Source organism: Pseudomonas sp. TE21394, assembly GCF_054057835.1.
In genome coordinates, this window is record NZ_JBSRZR010000001.1 from 3,999,260 (window position 1) to 4,011,009 (window position 11,750).

12 protein-coding genes are annotated in these 11,750 nt (G+C 61.8%); 1 reads left to right on the forward strand and 11 read right to left on the reverse strand.

Features of this window, described 5'->3' with window-relative positions:
* Nucleotides 1–172: 172 nt before the first annotated feature.
* The 9 genes from ACVWZT_RS18175 to ACVWZT_RS18215 are packed head-to-tail and all read right to left on the reverse strand — an operon-like array spanning nucleotide 173 to nucleotide 7,598.
* The gene (locus tag ACVWZT_RS18175; RefSeq protein ID WP_457470591.1) at nucleotides 173–2,914 is read right to left on the reverse strand and encodes a conjugative transfer ATPase; all 2,742 of its coding nucleotides are present in this window, start codon (nucleotides 2,912–2,914) and stop codon (nucleotides 173–175) included.
* Entirely contained in the window at nucleotides 2,914–3,333 is a 420-nt protein-coding gene (locus tag ACVWZT_RS18180; protein ID WP_457470592.1) for a TIGR03751 family conjugal transfer lipoprotein, read from the reverse strand. Before ACVWZT_RS18180 ends, ACVWZT_RS18175 begins: the two co-directional genes overlap by 1 nt.
* On the reverse strand, nucleotides 3,296–4,804 hold the full coding sequence (locus ACVWZT_RS18185) for a TIGR03752 family integrating conjugative element protein (protein ID WP_457470593.1): 1,509 nt from the start codon (nucleotides 4,802–4,804) through the stop codon (nucleotides 3,296–3,298). Before ACVWZT_RS18185 ends, ACVWZT_RS18180 begins: the two co-directional genes overlap by 38 nt.
* Nucleotides 4,794–5,600 (reverse strand): TIGR03749 family integrating conjugative element protein, encoded by an 807-nt coding sequence (locus ACVWZT_RS18190; protein ID WP_457470594.1) that lies wholly within the window; start codon nucleotides 5,598–5,600, stop codon nucleotides 4,794–4,796. Before ACVWZT_RS18190 ends, ACVWZT_RS18185 begins: the two co-directional genes overlap by 11 nt.
* Complete coding sequence (locus ACVWZT_RS18195) at nucleotides 5,597–6,238, reverse strand: PFL_4703 family integrating conjugative element protein (protein ID WP_064492718.1); 642 nt, start codon at nucleotides 6,236–6,238, stop codon at nucleotides 5,597–5,599. The genes ACVWZT_RS18190 and ACVWZT_RS18195 overlap by 4 nt, the downstream gene beginning before the upstream one ends.
* Entirely contained in the window at nucleotides 6,235–6,636 is a 402-nt protein-coding gene (locus ACVWZT_RS18200; RefSeq protein ID WP_457470597.1) for a TIGR03750 family conjugal transfer protein, read from the reverse strand. Before ACVWZT_RS18200 ends, ACVWZT_RS18195 begins: the two co-directional genes overlap by 4 nt.
* Before the next feature lie 7 nt (nucleotides 6,637–6,643).
* Nucleotides 6,644–7,021, reverse strand: a complete 378-nt coding sequence (locus ACVWZT_RS18205; protein ID WP_457470598.1) for a TIGR03745 family integrating conjugative element membrane protein — start codon at nucleotides 7,019–7,021, stop codon at nucleotides 6,644–6,646.
* 15 nt (nucleotides 7,022–7,036) lie between these two features.
* The gene (locus tag ACVWZT_RS18210) at nucleotides 7,037–7,276 is read right to left on the reverse strand and encodes a TIGR03758 family integrating conjugative element protein (RefSeq protein WP_457470599.1); all 240 of its coding nucleotides are present in this window, start codon (nucleotides 7,274–7,276) and stop codon (nucleotides 7,037–7,039) included.
* A complete protein-coding gene (locus ACVWZT_RS18215; RefSeq protein WP_457470601.1) occupies nucleotides 7,263–7,598 on the reverse strand; it encodes an integrative conjugative element protein, RAQPRD family in 336 nt (111 codons plus the stop codon). The genes ACVWZT_RS18210 and ACVWZT_RS18215 overlap by 14 nt, the downstream gene beginning before the upstream one ends.
* Nucleotides 7,599–7,749: 151 nt before the next feature.
* Between ACVWZT_RS18215 and ACVWZT_RS18220 the strand changes: the two genes are divergently transcribed.
* Complete coding sequence (locus ACVWZT_RS18220) at nucleotides 7,750–8,751, forward strand: hypothetical protein (protein ID WP_457470602.1); 1,002 nt, start codon at nucleotides 7,750–7,752, stop codon at nucleotides 8,749–8,751.
* Between the two features lie 100 nt (nucleotides 8,752–8,851).
* On the opposite strand, the gene ACVWZT_RS18225 is transcribed toward ACVWZT_RS18220, so the two are convergent.
* Together ACVWZT_RS18225 and traD are read right to left on the reverse strand one after the other, a co-directional pair.
* A complete protein-coding gene (locus ACVWZT_RS18225; protein ID WP_457470604.1) occupies nucleotides 8,852–9,580 on the reverse strand; it encodes a TIGR03747 family integrating conjugative element membrane protein in 729 nt (242 codons plus the stop codon).
* A 38-nt stretch (nucleotides 9,581–9,618) separates the two neighbouring features.
* Complete coding sequence (gene traD, locus ACVWZT_RS18230; RefSeq protein ID WP_457470605.1) at nucleotides 9,619–11,742, reverse strand: type IV conjugative transfer system coupling protein TraD; 2,124 nt, start codon at nucleotides 11,740–11,742, stop codon at nucleotides 9,619–9,621.
* Between the last annotated feature and the right edge of the window lie 8 nt (nucleotides 11,743–11,750).

Below are 11,750 nucleotides of genomic sequence, written 5' to 3' on the forward strand. Positions count from 1 at the left end.
CAGCATCCCGGATCCGGCGCTGGAGGAGGGCGGATAAACCGAGTCCGGGGTGACCGGTTTCGTCGGGCGCTCGATTTAGCGGCGCGAGATGAGCAAAATACCGAAGGAGTACAAATGTGCTCTTTCCGATTTTTACTAAGCAGAAGGGCTCGGATAGCCCTGACGGTGTCGTTCACGAGATGCCGCGCAGGCGATCAATCACCGCCGCGACCTGCAGGGCGGCTTCCAGCTCGGACTGCTGGTGCTCCTCCATCAATCGCCAGCGCTGAGCTTTTTCTTCGGGCTCGGTCATGGCCAACGCGAGGTACAGGCTCGGTGGTACCGCGCGGAACAGCGTCTCCAGGTTCTTCGACAGGACGACGCCCTCGGTGTATTTGCCCGAGGCCTTGCTCGCGGAGAGCAGCAGCGCTTTCTGCGCCGGCGTGAGTTTCTTGAAGCGGGCAATCTCCTCGATTTCCGCTGGCGGCATGTTCAAGCAGATCCACCACTCAATCATGTTGAGCATGGTCTGCGCCGCATCGGGCAAGTCGGCCATGTTTTGTGTTGCCAGCCAGAACCAGGCGCCGAGCTTGCGCCACATCTTCGTGCCCTTGACCACAAAGGGAGCCAGCAGAGGGTTCTTGGTGATGATGTGGCCTTCGTCGGTGACCATGATGATCGGTCGCCCCAGGTACTGATCGCGCTCGGCGATGTTGTTTACCGTATTCATCAGGCTGATGTAGCTGATCGACATCTGCGCCTCGTAACCCTCACGGGCGTACGTGGCGAGGTCGACGATCGTCACGTCGCTCTCCGGCCAAGGTGTGCCGGGCCGGTCGAACAAGGCACCTTCGAAACCCTGGCAGAACAGGTCGATCGACTCGGCCATCTCCTGCGCGCGCTCGCGGCGTTTGTCGGGCAGGTGGGTGTCGCTGGCGACCTTACGCAGGGCATCGCGGACATGGCGGGTCAGCACCTGCTGCTCAGTCGTCGCGCAGTACCGGGCGGCATCGAGGATGCACTCGCGGATCAGGCTGCGGTCCGCCCGGGTCAGGCGCGCCTCTTCCTTGGCTTCGCCGCCGGTGATCATCAGCCGCGCGGTGATCTCCAGCTCGCCCAGCACATCGCGCTGCTCGTCGCTGTCCGGCGCGGCCTCATCCAAGTCTTCAGTCGACAAGTTGGCGCCTTGGTCCGGATGTTCGATTAGGCGCCGGGCATGGGCGAACGGCGCCAATCTCACATCACTGCCCGGTTTGAGCTGAACCTTGTTGACGGTTAACCCGAGGGTGGCGAAATAGTCTCCCTGCAGGCCAAAGGAGTTCCCGGCTTCGACTATGAACAGCCGCGGCCGGTACACGGCCATGACCTGCATGAGGATCGATACCAGGGTGGCCGACTTGCCTGCACCGGTCGGGCCGAACAACAGTAGGTGGCCATTCATCGAGCGGTCGAAGCGCGACAGTGGGTCGAATGACAGCGGCGCGCCACCGCGGTTGAAGAAGGTGATGCCTGGGTTGCTGGTACCGATGCTACGTCCCCAGAGTGGCACCAGGTTGGCGACGTGCTGCGCAAACAGCAGCCGGGTGTACCAGTTGCGTGTGTCCCGCGCCGGGTTGTAGACCATCGGCAACCAGCGCAGGTAGCTGTTGCACGCGGCCACTTCATCGCCCTCGTGCACCGGCTGCAGGCCGGCGCCGAGCAGGACGTTGGCAGCCTGGACCGAACGCTGGCGCAGCTGCTGTTCATCGGCACCGCGCAAGTACAGCGCCAACGTGCCGCGGTACAGCTTGTGCTGGCGACCAATCAGCGCGCGGGCCTCTTCCACGTCCTGGCGGGTCTGGGTCGAGGCGAGGTTCTCGCCGATGGCTTTGCGCGCCAGGCGGTTGAGTTGCTCCTCGAGTACATCCTGGGGCGTGATCACCAAGGTCAGGCTCATCACCGCCTGCTCAGGCAACTGATCAAACAGGGCGTTCAACGCCTCGCCCTTGCGTGTCTCGCCGGTCAGTTGGCCGATATGCGGAGGTCTGCGCAGCTTGTCGACCACCATCACGGCGTGCGGCTGTTGATCGAAGTACCACAGACCCTGTTCGCTATCGGAGCGCGGTTCTTGGAAGAACAGCCGCTCGGCGAAATCGTGGTCGAACGGCAGCGGCAGTTCCTCGTCGGCCTCCGTCTCCGGGTAGGGCACTCGTCGGTAGAACGCGGCTGGCGATTCGTCGGTGAGGGCAGGGGCGGGATTGAACCAGGGCAGCAACCAGGCGTAGAAGTCGCGCCCGGTCAGCCGTCGAGGGCTGACCCCGCAGGCCTGCAGCGAGGCCACCAAGCGGTCGCAGGTGCGGTTCAACAGCTGAACCGGGCTCTGCCCATCCTCGTCGGCCTGCTCCCCGAGCCAGCGATAGACCACCAGGCGAATCCGCCGATTGCTGCCGCGCCAGGGGAGGTGAGACACGACATGGTCGTCGAACAACCCACCCGGCTTGCCGACGGCGTCGAGGTGGCGTTGCATCGACGCGAGGAAGGCCTCGGTGAACGGCGTACCTCGCGCGCGCGGCGCGATATAGCGCTCCAGGCGTTCAAGGTACGGGGCGAAGTCACTGTCGTCCTGGCAGAAGAACTGCACCACCCAGGGCGCCTGGTCGAGCTCGTCTAAGCTGTCCTGCAACGCATCTTCCAACGCATCGCGCGCCGCCATCAGCCATTCAGGCTCGCGACCCTCGGTGCCGATCGGTTGCAGCTCGAATACGGCGCCCACGGAACGGTTGTCGTCGAGCAGAATGCACTGCTCCTCTTCCAGATACTCGACCCAGGGCAGGTAGTCGGCGAAGCTGGGGTTTTGCGCATACTGGGCAGCCTCGTCGGTCAGCGTGGCGCGCCGGCGATGCGCCGCGCGCCAGGGCCTCCAGCGGGACGGATTGCTACTCGCGTCATCGTCCATCACAGATCGTCCAGGCGCTCGCCGGGCAGCGCGTACTGGACCTTCTCGTACAACGGGAATACGGTCGAGTAGCCAGGCACCGGCGTCTGTTGGGTACCGGCCAGATGCGGGTAGACGTACATGACCAGGTCTGGGTTGGGCAGGCGCGGAAACTGGGCACGGATTTCGTTGGCCGCCGTGCGCGTGTAGGCGCTCTGGTCGTTGATCAGGCGCTCGGGGTCCTGCACCGGGCGACGCAGTTCGCCGCGGGCCTCCAGCAGCTGTTGCTGAGTACCGACCGAGCCACCGCCGTTCCAGATATCAAGCATGGTGTGATCGCCGTGGGGCAACAATTCCTCTTTGCTGGTGGAGCAGCCGGCCAGGTGCAGGCCGAGCAGCAGGCTAATCCAGATCCAGTACCGAGACGGATGGGCTTTCATGGTTCACTCTCCGGCCGTTGGGTTCGTAGTCGATGCTGATTTCGTGGTCCAGGTGCAGAGCCACCTTGGCCCCAGGGGGCACGTAGATGGCGGCGAAGGCTTCGCCGTAGAGCTTGTTGATCCACTCACGGATGTCGCCAATGCCACCGCTGATCACCGAGTTCAGCGCGCTGTTGCCGCTGTTCTGGGACAGGCCCAAGCTGCCGCTGGCCGAATTGATGAACGAGGTGTTGGTCTGCTCGCTGCCCAACGCTGCGGCAAAGCCGGCGCCGGCCGCGGTGATCAGGCTCTGGCTGCCCAGGTACTGCTGGGCGTTGGAGCGACGCTCGCCTGAAATGCAAGGAATGCCGTAGGGGTCGGAAATGTAGCCCAGGCCGCCGCGGATCTTCTCGGTGTCCGAGGTCTGGGTGCTGCTGCGATTGCGGCTGACGACCTTCTGCGGCTGCGGCACCGTGCGAACGGTGCCGTCGCCGAAGACAAAGGTGATCGACTCGACCTGACCACGCACGCAGGACAGTGTCCAGTCCCCCGCAGCGGTGCCGCTCATGACCGCGCCAACCACGTCCGGCAGCTCGATGCCGTTGGCAGTGAGGTTGTCCGGGCCCACCAGCACCTTGAACGGATAGGGATCGCTCACTGTGCCGTCCACCGGCACCCGGCCAATGAGCGCGGTCATAGCGATCGAGCCCATCAAAGTCGAGTTCTCGGGGATGGTGTAGACGGGCTTGGCACCTTCGGTACGGTCCTGAGCGTTTTCCATATCACGCTCGCCTTTGGCGAGGGCATGCAAGCGGTCCTGGCCACGGTCGATGGCGTTGTTGTCCAGACCATGCAGATCCTTGAACTTCGAGGTCAACGACGACAGCGGCCCGTCGGCTTTGCCGGTGTCCTCTTGGCCGGCGCGTGCATTCGAGGGTTCGATCCACTGCACCGCATCTTCCGGTGCCTGAGCCCCTGCAAACTGCTGCTCATCGCCCGGCTCAAGACCGAATCCCGCAGGTACATCTGACTTTGAGGCTGGCTTGCCGGTGAGCTGGTCCTTGAGCCTGGAGAGTAGCCCTTGGGTCTCGCGGTGCTGCTGCTCAGCCTTCTGCCGAGCATCGTTGGCCTGCTGGCGCTGCTCGGTGACCTGTTGAGTGACACTGCTCAGCGTGCTCTGGATGCGCGTGTCGATATTGCCTTCGCGCATGCGCAGCCGGTTGTTTTCAGTCTGCAGGGCTTCGTTGCCTTTTTTCAGCGTTTGCATCTCACTGCGCATCGCCTTGACCTGGCCGATCAGCGTGGCCACGGTGTCGCGCGGAGTGTCGCCGGCGATGCCCAAGGCCTTGGCCTGTTCCGCAGTGAGCGTGGCCTTGTCCGGATCGTGAGGGGGCTCGCCGGCTGGCGTGGCCACCCAGGATTTGACGATGATCAGCACGATGCCCAGCAGGACCCCGGGTACGAACCACTTGAGCAGGCTGTTAGCTTTCATGATCGGCAGCCTCCGGTTTTGGCGGAGGCAACAGCAGCGCGTGCTTCAGGTCGCCGCCACGGGTGACGAGGTAGGCCACAGTGGTGTCTTCAGGCGTACCGGTGAGACCTAAGTCTGCGTGCTGGAATGTTGCGGCGTACAGCGTGGCTTGCAGGTGGCGCGGGTCCAGCACCACCTTGCCAGGACCACGATTCACGATCTTCACTGCCGTCACCCAGTAGTCGCTCAGCCGCCAGGCCGCGAGTGCCTTGATCGAAACCCGTTCGGTGGGCAGCAACGAGCTGAGTGCCACAGAGTCGCTCAGTTGCACTCGTCGCACACCGGGCAGTGGGGCCACGGTACGCAGGGGCGCATAGAGGTTCTGCGCCGCATAGCGAGTGAGCACCACCGGTACCGGAGTAGCTGCAGGGGCCGCCTCCTTCGCAGCCTCCATGTCCGGTGCCGAGGCCTGGGCCACGATCTTGACCGGCTCCAGCGCCTCGCTGCCCTCTAGCGCCTCGATGTCGATCAGGATGATGTCGCCAGACTTCACTGATTGCAGCTGCAGCCGGGTAGGGGGAAGGGTTTCAGCGGCGCGCAGATACACCGTGCCGCCGACGGACTGCACGCGCAGCTTGCCGGCGATCGCATTGGGCAGCCCGACGCGCACATCCTCATCCAGCATCAGGACCCGCTCCTGGCCCACCGTAAGCGATACGGCCAGCGGCAAGCGGTCCCAGTATTTGACCTCCACCGCACTGACTGCAGAACACCAGCCTGCGGCTACCGCCAGCATCATGATAAATACACGCATCATCCCGCACCTCCAGGCAGCGTCAGCTTCTGCGGTGTGCCTTCGTAGCAGTCCAGGGCCAGGCCCCACTTGTTGTGCTCGGGGTCGACGTCGAAGCGCACCACCCGAAGCGGATACCGCACCACCACGCGTTTCACCGGCTCGGCGGCGTAGTATTCGTCAGCATTCAGGTCGAGCTTGACCAGCCAGCTGTGCTTATCCAGCTGCTTCACCCGCAGGTCGGGGTCGTCGCTGTAGCCGCGGCCCAGCACCTCGTAGACGCCGCGCACTCGGCCGCGCAGTTCGCCGGCAGCCTTGCGGTACTCGAAGTCGCCGTCGAAGAAGGTCTTGCACGCCGGTGTCAGGTAGGGCTGCAGGGCAAAGATGGCGCGGTGGTAATCGACTTCCCCGTCGGTGGGCCAGCGGTTGAGCTGGCCGAAGATGTACAGCGCGAAGGCGTAGATGTTTTCCGGGGGGACATCCCACCATTTGCGTGTACTGCCGGAGCGCAGATCGGGCGGCACGTGAATGGTCAGCTCGGAGGGCGAGGACTGCCAGCCGTACCAGAGCCCGCAGCACAGCAGTGCCAAAATCGACACGGCCAGACGCAGGCTGAAGATATGCGCCTGCTGCGCATCCACCTTGTTACGGAAGCGGCTCATGGTGTGGCCCTCACATGTCGACGTGTACGGCGCACGGTCCAGGGCCCCGAATGCAGGATCAGCTGGTGGGTTCCGATGCCCCAGTGCACCGCCAAGTGCCACTGTAGGCGCCGGTACAACCAGGTTTCCGGGCGGGCGCGCTTGGCTCGGCGCATCAGCTTGCCGCCGCCCAGCAACACCACCGCCATGCAGATGAACATGCAGGTGGGGAGGGTAGCGATGGAGGCGGTGGCCACGGCCAGCGGCGGGCCGAGAATCACACCTAGCCCTGCGCCGATGATCAGCGCGACCCACATCTCGTCGTTGGTGAGCCCACGGAGAACGGCCGGGTCTCGGTTGAGGCGCTCCGGAAGGAAGGTCAGCGTGCCATCAGGCAGGGTGGCAGGCGCTTCGGACATGGTGACCTCACAGGATCGTTGCGGCTTTGGTGAGGAACCAGAGGATCACCACCACCAGCAGCGCGCCGACGCCGACCACCGCGCCGAGATCCTTCCAGGTCTTGCGCTGGTTTTGCACGTCGGCGTAGACGGTGAGCGAGTGCCAGGCCACTCCGAGGAAGGCGAGGGTGGCGATCAACAGACCGAGCAGGATGCCGCCGTCGTAGGCGTAGTTCTTGATGGTGTCGATCAGCCCCGAGCCTTCGCCACGAGACGGTGCTTCCATGGTCGGTAGGTCAGCCCAGGCGAACGTGGAGCTCAACAGCAACAGGCCACCGAACAGGACTTGTGAACAGGATTTCCGCGACAGAGCGAGTGGGCGATGGCAACGACGGTAGAGGTTCATGGCAAGGTCTCCCGATTACGACAGCATGAAAAACATCAGCACGATCAGGGCGAGGGCCAGGTGTAGCGTGCTGCCGCCGAGCGCACCGAAATTGAGGTTGCCGGCCGCCCAGCCCCGATAACCGGTCCACAGGGCCCAGGTGCACCAGAGCAATGCGAGCACGAGCACCGATGACCGCCACATCACGGAGCTGATCTGCGGGGAAAATCCGGCCACGGCCGAAAACGCGTTTAGTTGGGTGTCAGTCATGCTCATCGGATGGCCTCGCGAGGTAGGCTTCGGCACGGTAATCACCAGTCAGCTCAACCATGTCAGCTGGCTGCGCGCGGGAGGGCGATAGGTAGTTGTGGATACCTAGACGAATACGTTCGAGGTCCGCATCGAGTTTCAGATAATCGAAGCGATATGTACCTTCGTCGATATGATCTTGAGCTCTGGCTGCGCGCTCGGTTAACTGCTGTATGACAGACACCTGGTGCTGAAGTAGTTCGAGGTCCGAATATTCACGTAAGGCTTGAGCACCGGCGTCGAATGTCAATAAAACAGCAATAATCGGAAGATAGGGATTGGATTTCATGGCCGAGTCCAGTTCGATACCTGATGCCACGGTGCACGCTTAGTCAGCCTTCCGCCCCCCTTAAAAGGATCCTCGGCCAGTCGTTTTAAGCCATTCAGAGGCTTGGGCAGCATTATTGGGGTTAGACGGGCGGGCCATAATTTGCGACTCTATGGGCAAACCACTAAGAGAGGTCTATGTGTTCTGGTTATTGACGTATGTGTCTTTTGCGGCCTTTTGTTATATTATTCACAGACTTGTGAGTAGGCCGCTGTTCGTTCGCACGAAAAGCCATCATTTTCCGTGGAAAATTAACTATAGTGTACGCTACTGGGGTGTGCAGCAATGGCTGGCGTTGACTATTTCGTTATGCCTCCTCTGTGTGCTGGGCTTACTTGTTCTGCACTACCGAGGATTTGACATAAAGGTAGTCGGGCGTTGGTTTTTGTTAGGGCTTAGCCTATGTTCTTTATGGTTGGCTGTAGTTCGACTGAAGCTCGTAGAGGTTTATAGGCTTCACAAGGGATGGCTAGCGGCTTCGGCAGCGGTGATGACGCTTGGGTTAGGCATGATGGCCAGTGCAGAAGCAGATGGTTTCATTCTATACCACACTCGTGTAACTCCTGGAAATTTTCCAGTAGGCCAGAAAATCCTGACTTTGGCTTGGCTCGCTTATATTTGGTACTGGGGAGTAAGCCTGTTGGTCTCTGTAGTTATTCTGCTAGGTGCTGTGCTAGGCATGTTCGCTCTAGGTATTACGAGCAGTCCGTATAGGCACCCTGCAGCCATAGATGACTCAGTGGGCTTTCGCCCTAATAAGCGATATCATGAAGACGGTTGGGTGGGTATGACGCTGCTGGTTGGGTTAATTTATACGGCTATTTCCGTAACGTCATTGTTGCTGGAAAGTGCGGGCCCCAGGCTGCGAGGAGTCCAGCATGAATTGTTGATATATGCTGATTTTCACTTGCAGCCAGAAGACTGCGGGATGATGGATCTGCCGCGAGGAACACAACTGGCGGCGATCAGTGCTAAAGAGGTTGTGGTCGCACAGCCAGATAAAGGGGGTTATACTTACGAAACGCGAAGCTGTACTATTAAAAGTTTGGCGGAAGTCAAGGAGGTTCGTGAGCTGTATATTCGGCAGGCTCGGGCGCGAGACAATTATTTTTGAGGTGGTTGGTGGTTGGTGGTTGGTGGTGCGGTAAGTGGTTGTTATTAGATTGGGCGCCGATTCGTAGTGTGTATTGATTAGGTGCGTGGCCGACCTGGCCTCAAAGATACTTTTTGAAAGTGGCGGCGGTAATCGATACCATGCAACCTAAGAGGAAAGCACAAGGCACCAGGACCCAGATGGGATTGAGTGTCCAGGGCAGGGAAAGGTAGATCACCCAAGGGCTGATCACCAGCGGTAGCAGTGTTCGCTTCGCTCGGTGGTATACAAAGCTGCTCTCCCGGCCTGCCCCGAACTTGCGCAAGTCACGGCGCATCAAACCGTCAACCGCACCGGTGATCACCGCGAGCAGGAACAGAGGGGTAGCGAGTATGAGAACGGCCAGTCGCACGACGAAAGTAAAGACCGTAAACAGGGCCGCCAGCAGATAGTCCTGCATCACAACGTATACCTGCGCGAACTGCCCCTGGATTGTCGCTTCTCGACTGAACAGCTTCAGCTGGGTATCGAATTGCGCCCACCCGGACCGCACTACGGCCCAATCATTCAGGTGTTCGAGTACCTTGGCGGTCGCTTGCGCCGGCTCTTGCACGAGCAATGAATTCTTGAAGTGGCCACTGAGCCAGCCCAGCTCGCTCAGCCACATGGCATGGCTGTGATGCCAGCCCTGCTCGGGCCAAAACCACAGCATGCCCACAAACTCCAGCAAAATAGAGAATATCAGCGAAGCGAACAGCAGGCCGAGCAGTCGCAGACACAGGTCGATCATGCCGATAATGAGGCCCGGACTTCGCTGTGGAGGAGGTGGGCTGGCTGGGGGCGGCGGCATATGGACTCCAGAGTATCCGGTTGTCTATGGCGCGCTCATTAGGAGCGTCTGCGCCCTGGTGGAGGTACCTCGGGATCGAAATCAACCGTCGGCGCACCGCCAGCGCTGCTCCACCAGTTTCCCGCATTGGCGTTGTACGACTCGCGCATGCGCGCGGCCAGGGTTTGCAGATCCGCCGGCATCGCATCGTCGCTGGCCGGTTTGGGTAGCGGCATGCGCACCTTCCACAATTGTCCTCCCTCCTGGAACGAGAACATCTGCCCCTTGGGTAAGGCGATGACGTGCGCGGGTTCAATCAGCGGCACGGCGGTCGTGGTAACCCGATCCTGCGAGGAGGAGGTGAAGTCGGTACGGGCATCAGGGTCAGCGGTGTCCGTCGCGCCGGAGACCAGGGTGCGGGTCTGCACGTTGACCTTGGGCAACTGGTTGGTCAGCAGCTCTGCGGTGGCGGTTTCCCGCACGCGAAGCATCTGCAGGGTGTTGAAGTTGCCGATGACCTGGCCGGCCTTGGCCCGGTTGCCGATACGCGCCTCAATGTCGCTCAAGGTCTGGGTGTAGGCGGTGACCTGGATACCGGCGCCACCACCCTTGTTGATCAGCGGAATGAACTCGTCGCCCATCAACTCGTTGAACTCGTCGGCGTGCAGGTTGATCGGCACCTTGTCCGCGGCGTTGGAGGAGCTTGGTAGCCCGTGGTCAATGCCGTGTTTGTAGATATGGCCGGCGACCGAAACTAGGTCGGCAAACATCGAGTTGCCGACGGCAGCCGCCACCTCTGCGTCGGATAGCGCGTCTAGGCCGACGTAGACGATGCCGCGTTTACGGATGACCTGGAGCCAGTCAAAGATCGGCCGCGGATCATCGAGGTCGGTGTAGCTGGGGACGAGCAGTTGCGAGGTCTTGCCGCTGGTGAGTTTTTCCAGCAGCGGCAGCAGCGAAGCCACGATCTTGTCGAAGTAGGTGCGGTCGTAGCGTACCGCCGAGCGTAGGCCATCCATGACCGGGTCGAAGATGCGCTTGGCGGTCAGGTACTGCTCGATCGCCACCACGCGCTTTTCTCGACCGATCATGTGACGCGGGATGTTCTTCTCGTTCAGGCGGCCTTCGATCTGCACGATCGCTTCCCAGGCCTGAGGATCATGGCGGGCGAAGAAGTGCTGGGCGTACTCGATGAACAGCGCATCGATGTTCACCACGTGCCGCTGGATCTGCAGGTAGTCGGGGCGCCGGCCGAGCTCGATCAGGGCCCGGGCGATGATGTTGACGAAGCGCCAAGCGAACTCGCGAAATGCGGCCGAATTGCCTTCGCCGCTCAGTTGGCCAGCGATGCGGGTGGCGACTTCGGAAATGCGGCCGAAGCGGCCGATGGCGTTGTAGCGGGCGGAGATCTCCGGCCAGCCCAGGTGGAACACATAGAACTCATGCTCGCGGCCGGCGCGCCGCGTTTCGACGTACATGCGCTTGAGCAGATCGGCATCGCCTTTGGGATCGAAGACAATCACCACCTCCTGACTCGGGCGGTGGATATCCTGGGTGATATACACCTCCGCCAGGCGTGTCTTGCCGACCCGCGTGGTGCCCAGCACCAAGGTGTGCCCGACACGTTCGCCCAGCGGCAAGCTGGCTTCCTGTTCTTTCGGCTCGACGCCATGCAGCAGCGGTGAACCGCCCACCGGAGGCAGTGGCCGCACCGGGTTGAATGGGCTGTCCCAGGCCGTCAGGCGGGGCAATAGCGAAAGTCCAGGTGGAGCCTTCTCCAGCAGGTGTTCCATTCGCCGCGCCCACTGGTGGGCAGCCGATTGGTTGACGTAGCGGGCCAGCGCCGGGTCCTGCGCCTCGAGCAGGCGCTGGGTGTGCAGGCGAGTCCAGCGAAAGCCGCGGCCCATGAACAGGCGCTTGCCGCTCACCGGAATCTGCCGGCTGGTCAGCGAATAACGCGGCAGGCGGCGGATATTGCGCCGATAGCGCAGGACGATCCGCGCCTCGTTGAGCCGCTTCAGGCCGAATGCGGTATAGGCCAGGGCCATGCCTGCCCCCACCTCTGGCGACAGCGCCACCGCCCAGGGCGAGTGCAGGCACAGCGCGCCAGCACCGGCGCAGATGCCCACGGTGTACAGCTCCACCGCCGGGCGCAGCAGGGACTCCATTGCATGCTCGCCCATGCTGCACC